Source organism: Neptuniibacter marinus (assembly GCF_965223595.1).
Taxonomy (GTDB): domain Bacteria; phylum Pseudomonadota; class Gammaproteobacteria; order Pseudomonadales; family Balneatricaceae; genus Neptuniibacter; species Neptuniibacter marinus.
In genome coordinates, this window is sequence record NZ_OZ245004.1 from 1,269,965 (window position 1) to 1,291,604 (window position 21,640).

The 21,640-nt window shown below is 42.6% G+C and carries 19 protein-coding genes; 16 read left to right on the plus strand and 3 right to left on the minus strand.

The features are described 5' to 3' along the window. Nucleotides 1-398 precede the first annotated feature (398 nt). From ACOQOE_RS05825 to ACOQOE_RS05895, 15 genes are all read left to right on the plus strand, one after another. Nucleotides 399-1,475, plus strand: coding sequence for a TRAP transporter substrate-binding protein (locus ACOQOE_RS05825; protein WP_067861942.1), 1,077 nt, complete (start codon nucleotides 399-401; stop codon nucleotides 1,473-1,475). A 172-nt stretch (nucleotides 1,476-1,647) separates the two neighbouring features. Beyond that, nucleotides 1,648-2,184, plus strand: a complete 537-nt coding sequence (locus ACOQOE_RS05830; protein ID WP_067861939.1) for a TRAP transporter small permease subunit — start codon at nucleotides 1,648-1,650, stop codon at nucleotides 2,182-2,184. A gap of 12 nt (nucleotides 2,185-2,196) precedes the next feature. Continuing rightward, the gene (locus ACOQOE_RS05835; protein ID WP_420555151.1) at nucleotides 2,197-3,486 is read left to right on the plus strand and encodes a TRAP transporter large permease; all 1,290 of its coding nucleotides are present in this window, start codon (nucleotides 2,197-2,199) and stop codon (nucleotides 3,484-3,486) included. A gap of 217 nt (nucleotides 3,487-3,703) precedes the next feature. Next, nucleotides 3,704-4,771 (plus strand): TRAP transporter substrate-binding protein, encoded by a 1,068-nt coding sequence (locus ACOQOE_RS05840; RefSeq protein WP_067861933.1) that lies wholly within the window; start codon nucleotides 3,704-3,706, stop codon nucleotides 4,769-4,771. A gap of 666 nt (nucleotides 4,772-5,437) precedes the next feature. Then, the gene (locus ACOQOE_RS05845; RefSeq protein WP_067861929.1) at nucleotides 5,438-5,617 is read left to right on the plus strand and encodes a hypothetical protein; all 180 of its coding nucleotides are present in this window, start codon (nucleotides 5,438-5,440) and stop codon (nucleotides 5,615-5,617) included. Nucleotides 5,618-5,727: 110 nt separating this feature from the next. Beyond that, nucleotides 5,728-6,795: a type II secretion system protein gene (locus ACOQOE_RS05850; protein WP_420555152.1), complete on the plus strand. Its 1,068-nt coding sequence runs from the start codon at nucleotides 5,728-5,730 to the stop codon at nucleotides 6,793-6,795. Nucleotides 6,796-7,012: 217 nt separating this feature from the next. Continuing rightward, nucleotides 7,013-7,831, plus strand: coding sequence for a prepilin-type N-terminal cleavage/methylation domain-containing protein (locus ACOQOE_RS05855; RefSeq protein ID WP_420555153.1), 819 nt, complete (start codon nucleotides 7,013-7,015; stop codon nucleotides 7,829-7,831). Continuing rightward, entirely contained in the window at nucleotides 7,819-8,823 is a 1,005-nt protein-coding gene (locus ACOQOE_RS05860; RefSeq protein ID WP_420555154.1) for a type II secretion system protein, read from the plus strand. The genes ACOQOE_RS05855 and ACOQOE_RS05860 overlap by 13 nt, the downstream gene beginning before the upstream one ends. Beyond that, nucleotides 8,823-10,544 (plus strand): hypothetical protein, encoded by a 1,722-nt coding sequence (locus tag ACOQOE_RS05865; RefSeq protein WP_420555155.1) that lies wholly within the window; start codon nucleotides 8,823-8,825, stop codon nucleotides 10,542-10,544. Before ACOQOE_RS05860 ends, ACOQOE_RS05865 begins: the two co-directional genes overlap by 1 nt. Next, the gene (locus ACOQOE_RS05870; RefSeq protein WP_067861914.1) at nucleotides 10,544-11,179 is read left to right on the plus strand and encodes a hypothetical protein; all 636 of its coding nucleotides are present in this window, start codon (nucleotides 10,544-10,546) and stop codon (nucleotides 11,177-11,179) included. The genes ACOQOE_RS05865 and ACOQOE_RS05870 overlap by 1 nt, the downstream gene beginning before the upstream one ends. Further along, nucleotides 11,179-12,267, plus strand: coding sequence for a type IV pilus twitching motility protein PilT (locus ACOQOE_RS05875; RefSeq protein WP_420555156.1), 1,089 nt, complete (start codon nucleotides 11,179-11,181; stop codon nucleotides 12,265-12,267). The genes ACOQOE_RS05870 and ACOQOE_RS05875 overlap by 1 nt, the downstream gene beginning before the upstream one ends. Before the next feature lie 4 nt (nucleotides 12,268-12,271). After that, nucleotides 12,272-13,903, plus strand: coding sequence for a GspE/PulE family protein (locus tag ACOQOE_RS05880; protein WP_420555157.1), 1,632 nt, complete (start codon nucleotides 12,272-12,274; stop codon nucleotides 13,901-13,903). Further along, entirely contained in the window at nucleotides 13,900-15,114 is a 1,215-nt protein-coding gene (locus tag ACOQOE_RS05885) for a type II secretion system F family protein (RefSeq protein WP_067861906.1), read from the plus strand. The genes ACOQOE_RS05880 and ACOQOE_RS05885 overlap by 4 nt, the downstream gene beginning before the upstream one ends. A gap of 7 nt (nucleotides 15,115-15,121) precedes the next feature. Further along, nucleotides 15,122-15,529 (plus strand): hypothetical protein, encoded by a 408-nt coding sequence (locus tag ACOQOE_RS05890; RefSeq protein ID WP_067861904.1) that lies wholly within the window; start codon nucleotides 15,122-15,124, stop codon nucleotides 15,527-15,529. Next, nucleotides 15,529-17,304 (plus strand): type II secretion system protein GspD, encoded by a 1,776-nt coding sequence (locus ACOQOE_RS05895; RefSeq protein ID WP_067861902.1) that lies wholly within the window; start codon nucleotides 15,529-15,531, stop codon nucleotides 17,302-17,304. Before ACOQOE_RS05890 ends, ACOQOE_RS05895 begins: the two co-directional genes overlap by 1 nt. A gap of 57 nt (nucleotides 17,305-17,361) precedes the next feature. Here ACOQOE_RS05895 and ACOQOE_RS05900 read toward each other — a convergent pair whose 3' ends face one another. The 3 genes from ACOQOE_RS05900 to ACOQOE_RS05910 form a co-directional block, all read right to left on the minus strand. Continuing rightward, nucleotides 17,362-17,886, minus strand: coding sequence for a HugZ family protein (locus ACOQOE_RS05900; RefSeq protein WP_420555158.1), 525 nt, complete (start codon nucleotides 17,884-17,886; stop codon nucleotides 17,362-17,364). A gap of 8 nt (nucleotides 17,887-17,894) precedes the next feature. Beyond that, nucleotides 17,895-18,308, minus strand: a complete 414-nt coding sequence (gene hutX / locus ACOQOE_RS05905; RefSeq protein WP_067861895.1) for a heme utilization cystosolic carrier protein HutX — start codon at nucleotides 18,306-18,308, stop codon at nucleotides 17,895-17,897. A 77-nt stretch (nucleotides 18,309-18,385) separates the two neighbouring features. After that, entirely contained in the window at nucleotides 18,386-20,350 is a 1,965-nt protein-coding gene (locus ACOQOE_RS05910) for a TonB-dependent hemoglobin/transferrin/lactoferrin family receptor (RefSeq protein WP_420555159.1), read from the minus strand. A 270-nt stretch (nucleotides 20,351-20,620) separates the two neighbouring features. Here ACOQOE_RS05910 and ACOQOE_RS05915 point away from each other — a divergent pair, with 270 nt between their 5' ends. Further along, nucleotides 20,621-21,481 carry an energy transducer TonB gene (locus ACOQOE_RS05915; RefSeq protein ID WP_420555160.1) on the plus strand — a complete coding sequence of 287 codons (861 nt, stop codon included), beginning with the start codon at nucleotides 20,621-20,623 and terminating at the stop codon, nucleotides 21,479-21,481. The last annotated feature ends 159 nt before the right edge of the window (nucleotides 21,482-21,640 follow it).

A 21,640-nucleotide genomic window follows, 5' to 3' on the forward strand; every position in this document is an offset into this window, starting at 1 on the left:
ATAGTCCCCGCACGCTATAGGTGAGGTTTCTTTTATTTTTATGATGGCATATAGAAAATCTAGCTATCTTATTCATAAAACTAGTCTAATCTAATTTAAGCTCAATAAGCTAAAAAAATCACATCTTGATAAAATAATTCATGTGCTACGTAATAGTACGTAGGTTAGCTAAGTATTCATGGCTAATCGCTTGCGCAGTAATTCTAATGGGAGAGCAGACTCTTCTATGTGATACTGTTTAGGCTGAATCATCGATTCTTAGCCGATTGATTCTTAGCAGATTGTGCTACTTATGGTCTTATGGTCGTAATGTTGTTGGGCAGGAGATCCTTGCCATTACGACCAATTTTTTGACGGTTTTTCAAACGCAGTTATATAGCTAGAGGGCGATAATAAAAATGTTCAAAATGACTTATAAAAAAACCTTGATCACTGCAGCAGCGTGTACAGCTGTATTAGCCATGCCAGCGATGGCGGCTGATAAAGTTTACAAGTTGAAACTGGCTGAAACTTGGCCAACAAATTTTCCGATATTTGGCGATGCGCCAAAGAATATGGCTGATTTGGCAAATAAAATGTCTAACGGCCGCTTGCAAATTACTATTGATTCTAAGAATAAGCACAAAGCACCCTTAGGTGTTTTTGATATGGTGCGTGCTGGCCAGTACGATATGGGCCATTCGGCATCTTATTACTGGAAAGGTAAAGTGCCAAACACCCTTTATTTCACTACTATGCCTTTTGGTATGACAGCACCTGAACAATACGGCTGGTTCTATCATGGTGGTGGTCAGGAGCTAATGGATGAGGTTTATGGTAAATATAACCTTATGTCCTTCCCAGGCGGTAATACGGGTAACCAGATGGGCGGTTGGTTCCAGAAAGAGATTAATTCATTAGATGACCTAAAAGGTCTGAAAATGCGTATTCCAGGTTTCGCGGGTGAGGTTATGGCTAAGCTGGGTGCTAAGCCGACAAATATCCCACCAGGTGAGCTATACACTGCACTTGAGCGTCGTACAATTGACGCACTTGAGTGGGTAGGCCCATCACTTGATCTACGTATGGGTTTCCACAAAATTGCACCGTTCTATTATACGGGTTGGCACGAGCCTGCAACTGAGTTGCAGTTCCTTATCAACAAACGCTCTTATGAGAAGTTGCCAGCAGATCTACAGCAAATTCTTAAAACCGCTATGCGTACCGCAGCGTATGATATGTACATTCAGTCTTACCATGCATCTGCAGAGAACTGGGCTAGCATGAAATCTGAGTTCCCAAATATTCAGGTTAAAACTTTCCCGCCAGAAGTTATCGCAGCAATGCGTAAAGCAAATGATGAGTTGTTAGCGGAGAAAGCGGCAGCAGATCCATTAGCTAAGAAAATCTTAGATTCTCAGTCTTCATACATGGCTAAAGCTCGTGTGTGGACTAATATCTCTGATAAAGCTTACTTGAACAGTTTGTCTGACTAAGCGTATCTCTAATAAGGCCTGTTGAAGGGGCAGGTCTTATTTAATTACGTTGTTCCATCGGGTGACTAATTATTTAGTTACCTTTTATTATCTAAAGTTAAAGAACCTCCGTTGGTATTTTGAGTGTTGTCCCTATTCAGGGTGCCATTATCTATTTTTTCTTGGAGCTAGCATGTTTCTATTGAGACTGGAGCAGGTGATCAACAGCTTTTCAGAGCTGATGGGTAAGATCTCTGCAGTCCTGTTTGTGTTAATGCTATTCAATGTCTTTATCGATGTTGTTATGCGCTATGTTTTTAATGATGTTTCTATAGGGATGCAGGAGATGGAGTGGCACCTTTACGCTGCTGTCTTTCTTTTAGGCGTACCTTATACATTAAAGGCCGGCGGACATGTACGTGTGGATCTTATTTATGAAGGTCTCAGTGCAAAGACTAAAGCTGTAATTGATATGTTAGGTTGCTTGATACTGTTATTTCCTTTCTGCGCGTTAGTGGGCTGGTATGGTATTGATTTTGCGCGTGAGGCATTTGAGTTGGGCGAGACATCGGGTGATCCCGGTGGTCTACCTTATCGCTGGCTTATTAAGTCTGTAATTCCTTTTGCTTTCTTCGCTATGTTAATTAGCGGTGTGGGTTTGCTCCTTAAATCTTTAAACGTTTACCTAGGTAATAGCCAGGCAGACGATTATCAACCCCCACAACATTAAGAGGCCTTAGTAATGATTGGTATTGTCATGTTCGCGGTGGCGCTGCTTATGCTGCTTGTCGGCTTCCCAGTTGCTTTTACTTTTGGTGGCGTTGCTTTGCTTTTCGGTGTCTTTGCCGAAGGCGCAGAAATGTTCGCTTTTATGCCATTCCGTATTCAGAGCATTATGGAAAATACGGTATTGATGGCGGTTCCTCTGTTTATTTTTATGGGGATTGTTTTACAAAAAACTCAATTGGCTGAGCAGTTGCTTGAGTCGATGGGTAAGCTTTTTGGTGGGGTGCGCGGTGGCTTAGCGATCTCTACTGTATTAGTCGGTGCACTTTTAGCCGCATCTACAGGTGTTGTAGGTGCATCGGTTGTGGCAATGGGGTTAATCTCTTTGCCTGTTATGTTGAAGTATAAATACGACAAATCTCTAGCCTGCGGAACTATTTGTGCGTCAGGTACTTTAGGTCAGATTATTCCACCGTCGATCATTCTAATTATCTTAGGTGACGTACTTGGTATTCCTGTTGGTGGTCTATTTAAAGCCGCGGTAGGTCCAGGCCTAATGTTGATCGGTATCTACGTTGTTTATATCTTGATTTATAGTTATTTGAAGCCCGAATCGGCTCCCGCACTGCCTTTAGATGATGATGTGAAGAACAAACGCGAGCAATATACTAAAGCGTTGATCGCTATTATTCCGCCGCTAGCATTAATTTTGATCGTTCTTGGTTCTATCTTTGCTGGTATTGCTACACCAACAGAATCTTCTGCACTAGGTGGTGTTGGTGCGATTGTTCTGGCTGCACTTTACCGTCAGTTTAGTTGGAAAATGGTTTTAGACTCAGCTAAAGAAACGGTTAAAGTGACGGCGATGGTGTTTGCTATATTGCTGGGCGCTACTGCTTTCTCAATGGCATTTACCTACACAGGCGGTGATTACATTGTAGAAGAGGTTCTATCTGATCTGCCGGGTGGTGCGACAGGCTTCTTGATTCTGTCTATGCTGGCTATTTTGGTATTAGGTTTCTTTATCGACTTTGTAGAGATCAGCTTTATCATTGTGCCGATTCTCGCGCCTGTGGCAGATGCTTTTGGTATAGCGCCTGTTTGGTTTGCGATTTTGATTGCGATGAATTTGCAGACCAGTTTCTTGACGCCTCCATTTGGATTTAGTCTATTTTATCTGAAAGGGGTTGCACCGCCGCAAGTCACTACAATAGATATTTACCGAGGTGTGATGCCGTTTATCATCATGCAAGTAGCCGTTGTTGTTTCAATACTTCTATTCCCAGCTTTCTACGGGCTTTCCTAAGGATCAGTGATGTATTAACGGCGGTTGTATCTTTATGGGCTAGTGATAGCCCATTTTATAATCGATTCCCATGCTTGGCTTTGTTATATGAGCTGATTACTTGCCTCGTTTTACGGGGCATTTTTTTATCTAATTTTTGTGTTTGATTTGAGAGGTGGGGTTGAGCATATTACTATGCAGGCTTTAGTTACTTAATGATGCTTAGGGATATCGATAGATGTGGGTGAAGAAAATAAGAAGCTGTATTTTACTGTGTTGTTTCCTGCTTACTACGCTGGTACAAGCAGAAGATAAGGTTTATCACCTAAAATTAGCTGAAACATGGGGTACTAATACCCCTCTGTTAGGGGATACGACAAAACGTTTAGCTCATTTGACCGATACGATGTCAAATGGACGTCTTAAGATTAGAATTGATTCTAGCAACAAACATAAAGCACCGTTCGGTGTGTTCGATATGGTGAGAGCTGGCCAGTATGACATTGGCCATACCGCTTCCTACTATTGGAAGGGCAAACTACCTAATAGCCTTTATTTCACAACAATGCCTTTTGGTATGACAACCCCTGAGCAGTATGGTTGGTTCTATTATGGTGAAGGGCAGGCGTTAATGAATGAAGTCTACGCTCCTTTTGGCATGTATTCTTTTCCCGGTGGAAACACGGGCTTACAGATGGGTGGGTGGTTCCAAAAAGAGATCAATTCTCTTGAAGATGTGCAGGGCTTAAAGATACGCATTCCAGGTTTTGCCGGAGAGATCTGGGCGAAATTGGGAGCAAAGCCGGTTAATATAGCACCGGGTGAGTTATATACCTCATTGGAGCGCCGTACGATTGATGCGGTTGAGTGGATAGGTCCATCATTAGATATCAACATGGGCTTCCAAAAGGTAGCTCCTTTTTATTATACGGGCTGGCATGAGCCTGCAAGTGAATTACAGTTTTTGGTCAATAAAAAAGCATTTGAGCGCTTACCGGCTGATCTACAGCAAATTTTAAAAACTGCAATGCGTGTATCTGCTTATGATATGTATATCCATTTTTATCATGAGTCGTCTGTTCATTGGGCGCGTATGAAAAGTGAATTTCCAGATATACAGGTTAAAGTTTTTCCTAAAGATGTACTTAATGCAATGCAACAGGCTAACATCGACTTGTTGCTTGAATATGCGGAAAAAGATCCGTTAGCTAAGCGTATACAGCGCTCTCAAGCAGCTTATATGGCTAAAGCGCGTACCTGGACAGATATCTCTGACAAAGCTTATTTGAACAGTATGTCTGAGTGAGTTAACGACATATTTTTCATAAATAGAGGGATAAGTTAAGAAGGGAACTTCTTAGCTTGTCCCGACAGTTTTTATCTTTATCTATCGAGCTCCCTCCTGATCCTCTGTTGTTTTTTTAGCCCGCGCCTCTTTAGTCGCTATCTCTTTAGCGCTCGCCAGCCTGCTGTCTTCTATCCCATTAATTTTCAATAATTAAAACTTTTAGGGTGAGTTGGTAATTGCCGACTCGACTTTTATCCTGTTTGAAGGGCTATATATTCTGTTGATAAGTATCGCTCGATTAAATGTTTAAAACAGATGCTGAGATTAACTGGTTAATAAACTTCATTAAAAAGGGAGATTTTCCTGTAACGCGCTTTTCATTTATGAATATATTATCGGATGTATAAAGTTACACATAGGATGATAAAGCAGATTTTGGAGTCATTAAATGGATTTTTCCAGTATAAACAGGATGTTAACTTAGTGTGAGCTAATGAGTTTGGGAATATTTCCCGATAGATTTAGGAGAAAGGAATATCCCAAAGTTTCTAGGCTTTCTTCCTAAATACAATACTCTTAAACGCTAGCTGTCACTTAGTATCAATAGTAGTTATTACAAAATAGTTACGAATATAAACTCGCTGTTATAAACATTGAATTAAAAAGCAAGGTTGGAGCTGTCCCGTGCAAGTTAATAACAAAAACGCTGAGTCGGCGAAACAGAAGCTAATGGAATTGTTTGATGAAGTGCTTAAGCACGACGGCTTTGGCGAGATACGTATTGAAACCAAGATTCTTAAACGTCAGCAAAAAGAAGTTATTTTACATTGTGGAAAGCAATACCGCTTTGTTGTTGATGTGTAAAAAATAGATATGAGATAAGAGTGCAATGCGGGTTTGCATCTTTAAAAAATAAAATTAAGAAATCCAAAAGTCTGTACGAGACAGATGCGGTAAATGTGTTGAGAAAACCGATGAACACTAAAAAAATAAAAAATACGATAGCTAAATTTAAGAAAGCTGACTTATCCCAAGTTAAAGACGTGGAGTTGCGTAGTAAGGGTGAAAAATTACAATCGAAGCAGGGCGGTTTTACCTTGCTTGAGCTTTTGGTTGTAGTGGCAATTTTGGCCATTATCGCCGGTGCAGTTATCTCTAATATGGACGGTAAAGAGGAAGGTGCAGCACAAGCGACTGCTGTTCATACCATGGCGACACTTGAAAATAGTATGAATATCTTCAGCGTTGCAGAAAAGCGCAAGCTGCCTGGTGGATTGGATTCGCTGATCTGTTCTACCGGTGTTATTGCTTCGGGAGCTGAGCTATCCGTAGATATTTCTTCGTTAGATGGAGGCACCTCAACTGTATTGAGTGCTGGCGGAAACACATCTAATCTACAGCGTATACATGGTGGTCTTACTAACGATATGTATGGCAAGTTGCAATTGGTAGATGTGGCATCTGGCGCTTTAAAGACATTGTCTGATAATGGCTTAACCTCCCTTCGTTATGTTCTTGGTACTGTTTGTAATGCTACGGAAGACGAGACAATTGCAGGTAGTGTTGAGGATGTGGCACTGGTTGATGTTACTAAGCCATCGATGATTTTTAATGACCTTGTGGCAGACGATGATGAGTGGGAATTTGGTGCAGGTGCTGCTGCGGACTTTACTGATCTAACTTCTATGGGAACCGATACTGTTCCTATGGCATTCTTTAATGAGCCTGAAGAATTAGGGCAAGATGAAGAAGCTGTATTAGCTGTCTTTGGTGTTGGCCCAAGTGCTGATTTAGGTTCAGTGATTGCCCGTGCGCCACAGGATGGTAATGCACCTGCGGATAAATATTCTAACTTCTCTATTGTCGTTAAAATAGCTGAATGTCCAGATGGCGAAAGTATTGAAGACTTCGGTGCTGGTGATTGTGAAGTGGCCGACTGGGAAGACGTAGGCGAGGATATGGAAGTTGTCGCTATTCTTGATGCTGGTGGCGATGCTTACGATGATGAGATTGCAGAAGCAAAAGGTAACGAAGAAGAGTAATCACTCCTCCTGATTTTGGCAGAGGGGAGCCCTCCGCCTTTTTTATTCTTTAATCGAGTGATTGTATGGTTTGAAATGGTCTTGAGTGATGTCTAGCCAAGGGCTAGACATTATTTAACAGATCGACAGAACACATAGCTAGTTTGTTCTAGCAATTATTATAAAAACAATAAAAATCATGTGGCTATCAATGTATTTAGCAGACAGAAGTAAAATAGTGGTTCAATCAAACCGTTTTCCTAAAAGTGTCAAGGACGATCCTTTTAGGCAAGCGGTTTTCCGCTACCAGTCCGGTTTTACCTTATTAGAGATGATGGTGGTTGCCGCATTGTTGCTAGTAGTGGCGGGCGGCGTTGTCACTTCATTTCGGGATGTAGGTTCAGACGCATCTGAGCAAGCGGCCCGTTATCAAATGCAACAAATAGGTGACGCGATAGAAGCCTATTATACCGATACTGGTGTGATTCCTTCCCGTGAAACGCCTGCCGATCTTGCGTTTCTTTTTATTCAGCCTACCTCTATTGGCGATTGGAATCCCGATTACCGTCGTGGTTGGCGCGGTCCCTATTTAAGTGGCCATAAATATCTTTATGTGGATATAGGTGATGATCTGACTGCTAGTGGCGCTGATGCTACGCAGGGACAACCCTATTTCATCTATAACACCGAGTTAGAATCGGTGGTTGCCATTGCGGACCCATTTGATCATTACCCCGTGGATGAGGGGGTCAGTCGTAGTAACGATGGATGCCATACCTCTACTTGTTTATTGGAATGGCGCAAAGTTTCAGAGGCCGATAGTACGTTATTTTCTCAGCTAGGGAGGCCTTATCTGGCCATAGATTTGGATCTATTGGCAGGCGAGCGCGATCCCTTTGTGCCGGGAGCTGCGCGTTTGGTGAGTTTGGGTTCTAACGGTGTGTATGAGCCCAACAGCTGTGATTACGCTGAGACCGATGAAAGTGAAGACTATTATTGCAGTCAAGATCTACTATGTAGCAGTAGCGGGGATGATATTGTCTTATGTCTACGTTAATTGCTACGCATTCAATTGGCAAAAACCGGTGTCGTGCTCAGGCTAAGCAGCAAGGCTTTACCTTGCTTGAATTAGTTTTAGTCATGCTCATTATCGGTTTAATCGCCAGTACCCCTTTAGCCTTTATTGATAACCAAGATAATCAACTTCGTTATGATGAAACTTTAGCTAAAATGAAGCTCATTGAGCGGGCTGTTTATAATCAATCCACCTACCAAAACCAATCGCTTTTATCGGGCTTTGTTGTCGATAACGGTGTGCTACCACCCACTAGCGGTATGGCCTCTCAAGATCCTTCTGAACTATTTCCTTTAATTGGGAAAAAGGATGGGTGGAATATTGATGGCGCAAATGATTGGGTAACTTTTAGCGGTATTAAGCCTTATCTCAAACTTGCAATAGCGGGTGAATTTGAGGTTCCACCGCCCTATACACAGTTGAAAGGTTATCGTGGACCTTATCTACAGGAGGGTGTCGATAGTGAAGGCGAATTTTTAGATGGTTGGGGCGTAGGGTTTGAGGTTAGTAGTAGCGCTGCTGGGGATTATCAGTTTACTTATATTGGAGATGATGGCTCGCATCCGGCTCCATTTAATACGAGAGTGTCTGGGGCTGTTTCTAGCTTGGATTGGCAGGTTCCTTTAAGCCAACTCAATATTAATGTGACTAACTACAGTACGACAGTGCAAGAAGTGGCTATAGCCGTTTTTCAGAATAAAGCAGTTAGTGATGATGAACGCTGGACAACCTATTACTTCTCCATCGCGGCGGCTTCTGGTGGTGTCCCCTCTATAGAACGCACGGTTACGTTCTCATCTTCAGAGTGGCAGAAAAAGGGGATAGGTTCTATTTCTAACCCTGAAACGACCTATATTCCTGCAGGCCAGCATCCCATATTTGTAGTTGATAGTACCCAGGTTATTAATGCTTATGACCGTCTTTTGGTTATTCCACGTTCTACGCAACCATCTTTACAGCTTGAGGTTGATTAATGCCGTCGTTTCTTAATAAAAAAACAGCAGGAAAAGGAATTCTTGTTCTTAAAGCCACTGGCTTTGATTTAAAAGCGACGGTTATCAATGGAAGTCGTGATGAATTAAAAGTAACGGTTTCTGTTACCTCTCATAAGGTTGAGCCTGTTGCTGCTTTAGGTGATGTCTTTGAGCAGTTACAAAATGTATTAGGTAAAAATGTGCCTAATAATGTTTTGTTACTGCATATTAGCGCGATCTCAGGTTTGGTTGAGGTGACGGAGAGTTTTGAATCTGAAGATAAAGGTAATCTCCTAGAGATGTTGCGTTGGGAGATGGAAGGCATCGTTGCAACTCAATCGCCTAATTGGGATTTAGGCTGGTTGCTTATGGGGCGTGGTTATATTAGCGCTGAACAGCGCGAGACACTAACAACCTTAGTAGCTGAAGAAAAGGCTCAACCAAGTGGGCGAGGTCCGATGCGGTATGGTGAAGTCGCTATTCGTGAACAGATGGTATCTAAAGAGCAGATTTCAGAATGTTTACATATTCAACAGCAGTTGCAGTTATCTGATCAACGTTTAGTTACTCAATGGCGGCCTCAAGTGGATAAAGCGTCTGATCCCGTGGGGATGCTGGATGCGGGCGATGCAGCCAAAAAATATTTATGTACCTCTATGCCTATTGCTCAACATCAGCAATGGTTGGAAGCGGTCAAAAAAATCAGTGGTGCAGCTAAAGTACCTCGCCTTAATTTAAGGCAGGTCTACCCCTTTGCTGGTTCGACAGTCCCTTTGCTAGGTGAGAGTGACGAAACCATTCTACTGACTGAATTTCACCAAGCTTATATTTACTGCGCGGTACTTTCTAATGGCCGCGTATTAGATGCTGCAATGATTAAGTGTTCTAACCAACTGGTCAATATCTCGGCTGTGGCTGATCTTATAGGGAATGGCGGTTTTGTTGATATAGCACGCTGGTTTGTCGCTGATTTTGATCATGCTTATTCCGAGCAGGTCTCATATCTTGAAACTGTTTTGGGGCTGGCACCAGAGTCTCTTGTTAGTCGTACGCAACTCAATGATGAGGCTCTGTTATGTGAACTTGGTGTAGCCCAACACTTTTTGGGGGCTTCACCACTCTTATTAGCTCCACTAGCGGGTATGCCACCACCAGATCCTTTTTATCGTAGTAAAACTTTCAAAGTCTTTATGGGAGTGCTAACTGTTCCGCTTTTTATTGCCGCTTATGAAGGTTATTACCATTGGACGCTTGAAGAAATTAGGCAGGAGCTGATTGCGAAAGAGGAGCAGCTTAATCGATTTAAAGCGTCTAAAAAAGAGCTGCGTAAAGAATCTCAAGAAGCGGAAAAAAATATCCAGCTATTTAAGGAAAAACAGAAAAATCTAACGCTGCTCCAATCTGAAAAGCAGTTGGTAGAACAAGTTATTGTTAAACGACAAGCATTTATGGCGCGTTTATTACCCGTACTGTCAGAAAGTATTAATGATGGAGTGGTGCTTGAAACACTCAAAGAAACCAAGTGGTATGAGTTTTCGTTGACAGGAAAAGCGGTAGATCAGGCCAGTATTGATGACTTCAACCAAGTGCTATCTATCAGTTTAGAGGCGCTGCATATGTATGTAGCTAAAAGCCCTAGTAATTTTAGTGGTGATACGGCTTTGATGCAAAACGGTGTTTATGCTTTTGAGTTTTTGCTTAAACATCAGGAGACAGAATAATGTCGTTGTTTGAGACTATGGCGCCGCGGGAAAAATTGTTGTTACTGGTTTTAGGGTTGGCTTTGGTTCTAGGTGGCTACTTTTTTACTCGAGGGGCAGATCTAAATACACAAGTTTTGATTTTAGACGAGCAGTTGCAATCGGCTAAAAATAAACTATCCCGCGAACAAAAGAGGGGTAAGAAAGTTGTACTTCCTGAACTAAATGGTAAACAGATTAAATCCAAAGACATTAAAAAACTGGATCAGCAGGTTGAGGAAGAGAAAGCACTCTTATCTGGGTTTGGGCATGTATTTGTTGACCTACGCGATAAAACTAAAGTTGCTCAATTGGTAGGCGATGTGAATCGTAATGCGAAAGAAAGTAACTTGCAGCTGCTCTCAAAAGTTCAAAGCCAAGCGAACCTTATTCAGTTTGTCTCTACAAAAACGAAGAAGGCTTCTGCCTCATCGCTGAATAGACCATTGTACGACCTGCATTTACAGGGTGGTTATAGTGCATTGCATGGTTTTATTCAAAGACTCTCTAAATTGGAATACTCAGTTGTTCCCATCAAAGTACAGATTAGCCGAACTGACCGTACAGCATTGGGTGGCGGGCATGTGTTAGATATTCAGATTACGTTGGCATTGTAATGAATAGTCATTTTTATAAACAACAATTTGAAGATCTTTTGGCGTCTATGTTGGCACTCGGTGCCTCTGATATGCATGGCTCTGTAGATGTTTATCCGGTTTTTCGTATACAGGGAGAATTACTCGAACAGAACCAGTTGCCTGTTTTAGAAAGAGGGACGCTGGAAGGGATGGCCGAGGCGCTTTTATCAGCAGAGCAGTTCGAGCATTTAACAACTCAACGTAGTTGTGATTTAGGTTATAGCAACGCAGAGGGTGAACGTTTTCGATTGAATTTTTATTTCGAACGAGGAGGCTTAGCATTTGCGGTACGTGCCTTAAATAATGCGTTTTGTACTTTCGAAGAGTTACGTCTTCCCGAGCAACTAGAAGTGATTGCAGGCCAAAAGGATGGGCTGGTTCTTGTTACGGGTACTACAGGCAGTGGTAAATCCACAACCTTAGCGAGCATGATTAACAAAATTAATGAGGAGCGTGCTTGCCATATTTTGACGATTGAGGACCCGATAGAGTTTGTTCACCCTAATAAATGCTCTGTCGTCCATCAGCGAGAAGTAGGTGAGGATGTACTGAGCTTTGCTGATGCTATTCGCAGTGCTATGCGAGAAGATCCTGACGTTATGCTCTTGGGCGAAATGCGAGACCTTGAAACTATGCATGCAGCGATCACTGCGGCGGAAACTGGACACTTGGTTTTTGCCACACTGCATACTAATGATGCGGTGGGTGTTATAGATCGTCTTGTAGGTATGTTCCCTGGGAATCTGCAAAATACCGTTCGTCAGCAACTTTCCATGAGTTTACGTGCTGTAGTCACACAAATATTAGTGTCTTCCGCAGATGGGTCGGGTCGTGTACCTGTGAATGAAATCCTGATGGTTAACGGTGCAGTGTCGAATCTGATCCGTGAGAAAAACTCTGCACAGATTCGTTCAGTGATGGAAACAGGTCGCTCACAAGGTAATCAAACCCTTGAGTATGCTTTAGCTCTGCGTGTTAAAGATAAGCTAATTACTTATGAAAAAGCGCTGCAGTTAACCTATAGAAAAGAGCAGTTTGAAAACGCGCTCAAGGTTTTAAATAGGTAGGCTTATGGCGATTCGAGGAAAGGCTCTGCTTGAGGCAGCATTAAATCAAGGACTTATAACTCCTGAACAGCAAACAGGGGCGCGCTTAAATGCACGTCGTTTTCAGTTGGATGAGGTGACTGCACTTTGTTATCAGCAGCGTCTATCTTTGAGTAGCTTTTACCATGCTTATGCCAGTGAACAGGGATTACTCTTCGTTCGTTCATCACAGGTTCGGGTTAATAAGAAACAGCTAAACTTAATACCTCAAAGTCTTGTTCGTCAGTGGCGTATTTTACCGATTGAGGTTGCATCTAATGAAGATGAGGCGATATATGTTGTTACTGACTCGCCTGAAAACCCTGCACTGGAGAAGCAAGTACAACGGATTTTTAAAACCGATATTAAGCTCTGTGTAACCGATCCGGAAACCTTCGAAAGCTGCTTACGTATAGATCTAGAGATACACACCCCTGAAGTAGGGTTTGATGCGGTGGAATCATTTAAGCAGCTATTAAATTCTGCCTATATGCACCGCGCTTCGGATATACATATTGAGCCTCATGCTGAATTTTATTTGATTCGTTTTAGGGTTGATGGACGTTTACAGCAGTATGGTAAGCGTTTTTCGCTAGCTGAAGGCAGCTCTTTGGTTAGTCGTATTAAAGTAATGTCCCATTTAGATATTGCTGAAACGCGCATGCCCCAAGATGGTGGTGCTGATTATGTAACACCTTCCAATATAGAGTTTGAAATGAGGGTGGCGACTGCGCCAACCAAACATGGTGAAAGGGTTACACTGCGACTATTAGGGACAGATAATCAGCTCTTGACCTTAACCCAACTGGGTATGTCATCTGAAACCTTACGCCAGTTTAGTCGTGTTATTGCGCAACCCCATGGCATCGTTCTTATTACAGGGCCGACCGGTAGTGGTAAATCTACAACACTCTATGCCGCGCTTACTCAGTTAAAGTCCGAAAGTACTAATATTTTAACGGCGGAAGATCCTGTGGAGATGGTTGTCGAGGGTGTTTCGCAAGTACAGATGAATGCAAAAGTAAATTTCGCCTCGGCGCTACGTAGTTTTCTGCGTCATGATCCTGATGTGATTATGGTGGGGGAGATACGTGATCCAGAAACGGCTGAAATTGCACTTAAAGCAGCGACTACAGGTCATATGGTTTTATCCACTTTGCACACCAACTCGGCGATTGCCAGTGTAACAAGGCTTAAAAATATTGGCTTAGAGCCGTTTATGATCGCCTCTAGTTTACAGGGAGTCGTGGCACAGCGCTTGGCGAGAAGGCTTTGCCAGCATTGTAAGTTAGAGATGGAGGCTGACTTAGCTGAGTTAGATGCTTTAGGTATAGAGGAAACCGATCAAGTGGTAATGCTGTCCCATCCTCAGGGTTGTTCTCTTTGTGATGGCACAGGTTTTAAAGGTAGGATCGCGCTGTTTGAAACCTTGTGGGTGGATGATCTCCTTCGTGAGTTAATTACCCAGGGTGCTGACGAACAACAGTTACGTAAGCATGCGCAATACTATGTCAGCCTAGCCCATGATGGCTGCGAGAAAGTGATTCAGGGGTTAACTACATTAGATGAGCTTAAGCATTTAGGTTTAGTGCATAGGTTAGTGGAGGAGGGTAGATGAAGTTCTCCTACAACGGTATTAGCACATCGGGCGATGCTCGCAGTGGCACTATTTCGGCGGTCGATCATGATGCGGCAATCGCCAAACTGCAGAATAAAGGTATCTATATTACCGATATTCATGAAAGTACATCTAAAAACGAGAAGAATAAGCCGAATGTTGGTTTATTGGATGAGATCAGTGCGCTTCTACCGATTAAAAATTCACAAAAAATATTTTTCTTTAGGCAGTTTGCGTTAATGCTTCGCTCTGGGCTTTCGGTGACTGAAGGGCTCAATATATTAAGGGGAATACAGCGGGGAGGAATGCTTCGGATCATTGATGATATGAATGATCAAATTAGCGCAGGCAGATCTTTCTCCCAAGCGATGGAAAAGCATGAAGCTATATTTACGCCTTTAGCCTTGCATATGATTCGAAGCGCAGAAGCTAGTGGTGAATTAGAACCAGCGTTAGTACGTATCGCGAGTTTTATGGAGCGTCAGGCGGAGATTAAAAGCCAATTAATTTCCACCATGACCTACCCTGCGGTTGTGCTGTTTATGACGGTGGGTGTGTTTATCTTCTTGATGTCTACTGTCATACCTAAGTTTGCTGCTTTCTTTGCAAAAACGGGTCGCGTTCCGCCACCCGAGATGCTGCAGATGATGGGTATTTCTAATTTTATTCATCAATATTGGTGGCTGATTATCGTTTGCATCATTGCCATCTTAGTTTCCATTTTTATTACCTATAGGCAGCCCAAAGGGCGTTTGTTTCTAGACCTGATTCTTCTAAAAACACCGCTTATTGGCAAGATGATTTCGGCTAGCTCAATGTCACAGATTACTTGGGGGTTAACCAGTATGTTGCAAAGTGGCATATCTGTTGTGCAGTCGTTACAGATTATTAGCTCTTTGATTAATAACAAAATGATTGCACGGGATATATCTCAAGCAGCCGAGGATATTTTGCGTGGCGATGATATGGGGAAAAGCTTTCGTAAACCTTATATTGAAGGGCTTATTCAAGAGATGACGCTGGTGGGTGAACGTACCGGGAATATGGTGCAGGTGATGCAAGATGCTGGCAGTTTTTATGAGGAGCGGGTGCGTTCAATTACAAAAGCGTTGGCCGCTGCGATGGAGCCTATATCAATTCTGATGATCGGTGGGATTGTCGGATATGTCTACTATGGCTTCTTTAAATCAATGTTTGCTGTATCGGGTTAGGTGTTTTATGAATCGGATTTTTTTACTAATTACTTTGGTTGTTTGGAATACCGCGCATGCAGAGGAAGTTTTGGTGATGCGTGACCCTTTTAGTGAGCCACAAACACTTAAAAATACAGATGAGGCCGGTGGTCTTAACGGGGTGTTGAATACGTTTGGTCGTGGTTTTAGACGTATGCCTGATGATGTCAAAGTGCCGGTGCTGTTGTTTAAAGGGTATGTAGATAGGGGAAAAAGCCTCCCACCTATGGCATTGATCGAAGTTGCTGGGGATCGTGTTCACATGGTAACGGTAGGGGATGAGATTAATATTGATCCAACCAATCCTAGGCACGCAATAAGAATAACAAAAATTTCAAGGTTAAGTCTCACGATTGAGGCGGGTACTTTGGGGCAGATGAAGGTGCTTCGCTAATGGGTAATATCAAGATAATAATCAGTGCTGTATTACTTGCTTTCGCTCTTAATACTTCAGCTGCGGTTAAAATTTCTGAGATTGAGTTTTCTGAAACCCGCTTGGGTGATGTCGTTAGGGTGCTATCTGAATTATCACAGTCCAATATTATAGCGACCCCGAGTGCGATCAATAAAAGCATTACGATACACCTTAAGAACGTTTCAGAGGTTGATGCAATCAAATCCATCTGCCGCATTAGTGATCTCTGGTATCGTTATGATGAAGATACTCACACTTATCGAATCATGGGGCGAGAAGAGTACACGCGCGATTTAGTTGTACGAGAGAGTCAACGGATTGAGGTGTTTAGATTACGTAATGCAAATGTGCAAATTGTTGCTCAAGCGATTGAAGATCTTTATGGAGATCGTGTTGAGCTATCGCTAGGTATTGAAGCAGGGCAGTCTACATCGAGCCGAAGCGGCAGTCGCTCAAATAGTACATCCAGTCGTTCTTCAAGCCGTTCTTCAAACAACTCGTCACAGCGCTATGGCAGTAATGGCAATGCAGATACCTCTGAATTTTCAGTAGCGCAGATAGAGCAGCTGACACGGGTAAACAGCAGTAACAGTGTTATGCCTTTAGATCCTAATAAAATACAAGCGGTCACCTTACAACCCCAGCCTATCTATATAACAGTGAATAACGAGCATAATATGATCATCGCCCGAACAGACGATGATAAAGTGCTGGCCTCCATTTCTAGTTTGGTTAAGCAGATGGATATCCCTGTTCCACAAGTGATGCTGGAAATGAAGATTCTTAGTATCTCGTTGGGTGAAGATTTTAACTCTATTTTTAATTTTGAATTGGCCCCTTTTGGTAGTAATGATTCACTAACACCAACCTCATTTGGTAATAATGGCCTCTTAAATTCAGGCTCATTCCTTTACGAATATCTGAATGATCGTTTACGCGCTAACATTGAGTTTCTTGAAGAAAATAAGCGTTTAAAAGTATTGTCCAATCCGATGGTATTGGCGTCTAACCATCGCGAGGCTGACCTCTTTATTGGTGAAGAGAGCCTTATGACGCGTGGTTTTACGTTTAACCCAGCGACCATCGATAGCGGTGTTGTTATTTCCCCTGCTTATATTGAGACGCAAACGGAGCTCAGAGAGATTGGTATCTCGTTAAAGATTACACCACGTATCAACTCTGATGGTTCTGTCCTGTTGGATTTAGAACAAGAGAGCTCAACCTTGAACCCCGGTGGCGGGACTGTTCCTGTGACCGATGGAACAGGTAATGTCGTTAACCTTTCGATAGATACAATTAATACGTCTCGCTTAAGAGGCGTAGTGGCGGCTCAAAATGGATTAACCGTTGCCGTAGGTGGTTTAATCCGCTCTACGGTTTCAAACAATGAGCGAAAAGTTCCACTTTTGGGTGATGTTCCTGTTTTAGGTGCCGCTTTTCGCAGTACGATTGAAGAGGAAGAAGAAACTGAAATGGTGTTGTTAATTACACCACGTATTTTGAATACACCGTCTAGCAGCCAAGAGTTAGAAAGAAGTAATAACCGTTTTTATCAGCAGTATAATCAGGGATTTCCTGATTTAGAAAAACCAGAACCGCGTTTTTTTAAGGAAGAAAATAAAGCCTGGAATAGCCGAGCTCAACAACCGGAAGTTAAGCCTGTTCAGCCACTACCGTCAAAGTCATCGAAAGGTACAAGTGCAACACAGGAGTGGTGGGATGCTGCGGATGAAGTTATGTTTGATGCGGGTTAATAACTGCTTTTAAAGAGAGGTGAGTGGCAGGATACCACTCGCCTTTTTTAAATATTCTTATGCCGCGTTGCGTTTTGTATGCCCACCAGTCATATGTTGCACTTCGCTACCCGTTAGCCCATCGCCTGCTAACGTGTAAGCTTTACCAAACCCTTTAACGTATCGGCCGCCTGTAGGGGTTAATTTAAACAGCTTAAAGTCTGATAATTGGCTGAGCTTATTGATTCGATCCCCATGACGTTCCGCTAAGGTATTGATGCCTAAGCTCCACTCTGGGCTGTCATAAGATAGAAATTCAGCTTTTATAGAGTAATTAACACGCTTACGTGCAAACAACTCTTTGGCGCTGTCTTCATCCTGAATAATCATAACGGCAGCAACTGAATTTTCTTGCAGATTGGTCGCATGTACGGCCATTTCACTCAGTAACACGTATAAACAATCATCGCCAATTGCGAAGGGGGAATATGAGGCATAAGGCTCGCCATTTTTTCCTGCAGTCGCTAACTGTAAGCTTTGGCGGCTATTGATAAATGTTAAGACTTCTTCCTGTACACGAATTTGTAGTGAATCATTGCTCATGGGAATTCCTATTCTTTTCTTAAGCTTAACTGCTGTTTGATTTGTTTAAAACGGGCTACTTGATCGGCGATTAATGTACCGTCCTCTGTTCGTCCTAAAAATACTTTAAAAATGTTGCTATCGTCTTTATCTTGGAAATTGAAGGCGTAACTTTCCTGACCTCGATGAGGTTTATCTTGAAAGTTAATATGATGAATGAGGTTTAAATTGATATGTCCATGAAAACCAGGAACCGGACCTGTTAGGTTGTAGTAACCATGGCCAATTTCACCTTTTGGAAAGGCCCCTTTAAACTCAAATACGGACCCACCATGTAAAATAATCGTAGTGGTATTGCCCCAAGTTGCTAACTCCTTCAGTAGTGCTTCAGCTTGATCACCAGTAAGTTGCGTATTTAGGGGTTGAGTATCTTCTTTATTCATTACTTTTTATGCTCTAAGTGGAAAATTAGCAGGGTGATTTGAAGGGGGAATCACCCTGCTAATTTAGGTGCTTTTATTTAGAACTTATACGTGGCGGCTAAAGATACTTCGCGACCCGCTTCATAAATTTCAGCCCATGCACGGCGGTAATATTCATCTGTTGCATTATTAACCGTGAGGTTGATGGTCAAATCTTTGAGAGCTGCTGGCTGCCAAGCTGCATATAGGTCGGTTATAGTGTAGTCATCATAGACATCACCTGTGGATAAGTCTTGCTCTTCCGCATGTAGCACACGTACCCCAGCTTTTAACTGGTTATTTAGGAAGCTAGAGCTTAGATCTGCAGACCAAGTATTAGCGGGAATATTGTTGAGTGGATCACCTGTCGCAAGGTCTTTACCACGTGTTTGGCCATAACCTAGTGCTAAATTAATATCGTTCTGGCTATACAAGGCGTTAATCTCAAACCCGTGCAGTTTTGCTTTATCAACGTTTTCCCAATAAGTGTTACCGGGGAATGGATTCATCGATACGGTCTGCTCAATAAAGTCATCTACACGGTTTTCAAAAATAGATGTTTTCAATGTCCATGCATTATTGATCTTTAATTTGGCCATTAACTCTGTATTAGCGGCTTTTTCTGCTTTTAAATCAGAATTGGGTAAAAAGGTGTTACACATGCCTGGCCCCATACAGAAGTGGGTGCCTGTACTGTAAAGCTCCTCAGCTGTTGGTGCTCGGAAGGCTCTGTCGTGTCTAAGGGTCAGTTCTAAGCTATCGGTTGTTTGCCAGATCAGTGCTGCGGAAGGGGATAGTTCATTATCCGAGCGGCTTTCACCTATGTTTTTTGCTTCTGTAGAGAAATAGTCATAGCGTGCACCTAGCTCCACTGTCCATTTATCTGATAGTGGAATAACCCCTTGGGCAAAAGCACCCCAGACATCAATGTCTGCATCAGGAGGGATTGGACGATCAGCACCACTACGTTCAGCAGAAAAATTACTATGTGATCCATCAATTCCATAAAGCAGTGTGAAATTATCAAACTGTGATAGGTTATTAAGGTTTAGACCGTATGTGTCTTTTTCGGTGTTATCAATCCGACCATCACTTACCCGTGATTCATCCACATCGACACTATTCCAGTAAGCCATTACCTGTGCATTGAGTAGTGGTGATTCTGTATTGATTCTATAGTCTGCAGATAGGCTATTATTAACTTGATCTTTGTCTATCAGGAAAACACTGCTGCCATTGACATGGGATGCTCCATTAGAAGGAACCCCGCCTTCAACCGTTGCATGGCGCGCATTAAAAGCGATGGATTGGTCTTCGTTAATTTGCCATTCAACCTTAGCTAAAGCGCCTTGATCTTCTGAAGCCGAGTCTTCTAACGGCTGGCCGTTACCCATTTCTATGTTATTAGAATCACGACCATAACCACTAATTAGCCAGTCGACAGAATCGGTACGACCAGCGACAACAGCTGTTGTCGTCAATTGATCATTGTTAAAGTTAAAGCTACTTTTTACTAAACCGCCGACATCATCATCGCTCTCTAAAATATCAGCGGCATCAATAGTAGTTTGTGCGACTACACCGCCTAAAGCGCCTGACCCCCAAAGAGTACTAGCAGGTCCTTTAACGACCTCAACTGACTTCAGTATTATTGGATCTAAAAAGTAGCTTGCACGGTGCCCAGATTCAAAATCTTGTCGTACACCATCAACGGTTTGTAGCACACGATTGTCGCCTAAACCTCGGATATTAATGGTTTGGAAGCCAGGGCGAGAGCCCCCGTCAATTAATATATTAGGTTCATTCGCTAGGACTTCAGCGATCGACTGCGGTTGAATGTTATCGATTGTTTCCTTATCAACAACAGTGATAGGGCGTGAAACTTCATCAGATTTCTGTTCCATTCGGGTTGCGTTCACAACCACTTCACCGACATTAAAGACTGGGCTGTTATCAACAGCATCGGCCATTGCTGGAGCTGAAATAATACTACTGATGAGCACCGCTAAAGGTTTAGGTTTCATGAATTCCCCTATTACGTCAATGAGAATTGAGTTTTCTAGCTTGCTGCATATAGCGTTATCAGCAATGGCTAGCTCGTTAAATTTAGAGTTTTTTCTATCTCTCTAGGTCCTGATTGAGGGGATGCTACTATTTAATAAACACAATGTAAATGATAATGACTTGTATTTGCATTAGGTTTTATCCTGTTTTATTATGGCGGTCATTATTAGTCTTAAAGAATCATCGGGCGCTTTTTGCGCAAAGGTTATAGGGTTAGGTAACGGGTATTTATGACTCAGTTGGTTAAGAGAAAATGGGGTTTACTTGGCTGGCGAGTGCTGTTCATTAGTGCACTTATTTTGCTGCAAGAATGGGCTTTCGCTGCGTTGGAAAAACCGAGCTTTATGGATGAGGCCTCGGGGAAAGGTAGTCAGCTATCGCTCGCGATCTCGTTTAGTCGGCCACAGCCTGAACCTACTCAGGGGAAAATAGTTAACTCTTTGCCTGCTCAAGAGGCATTAAGGCATACAGAGCCTAAGCCTGAGACAACAGCGGATAGACCTGTACCTAAAGAAGAGGTCACTAAGGTGCCTGTAGTCGCAAATAAAGTAACAAAGAAAACAAGTAAACCGGCTATTACACAGCCAGTATCGAAAGAGGTTTTAAAGCCATCCCCCGTTCTCAAAAATAAGAGTGAAGCGCTAGCCAGTACATCAGTGGCTAAGGTGGAACCGAGTATTAAGCAGGTAAATCCTGATGCTAAAACAGTTGAGCCATCATCGGTACAGACTAATTCAGATACTCAATCCCTCACAGACCTAGAGGCTAATCCTCCCCATCGGAGCACAAGTGATCAGATGGAAGTGAGCGAGCAAATTATTACTAAGCCTGTTTTTGCGGCACAGCCTAAGCCGCCTCGTTATCCGGTGGTTGCTCGTAAACGAGGTCAGGAGGGTACTGTTTGGTTAGATATTTGGTTGGATGAAAAAGGTAACAAATCAAAGTTGGAAGTCACTCAGAGCTCAGGTTTGGCCCTGTTAGATAAATCAGCTTTAAAAGCTGTCTCCGAGTGGAAATTCAAACCTTATGAAAGGAACGGTATCCGTATCGCTTCGCGTGTCAGGATTCCGGTTGTTTTTTCACTTAATTGATCGTTGTTATAGGTTTTTAATATTATAAATTATGAATATCTTTGTTTTAACGCAACAGTATTTAGGGCCGCTAGGAATCCCATTATTAATCTGCTCTGTTCTTACCCTTTTGATATTGCTTGAGCGTATAACTGTGCTTTGTTATCACAGTATTCAGCG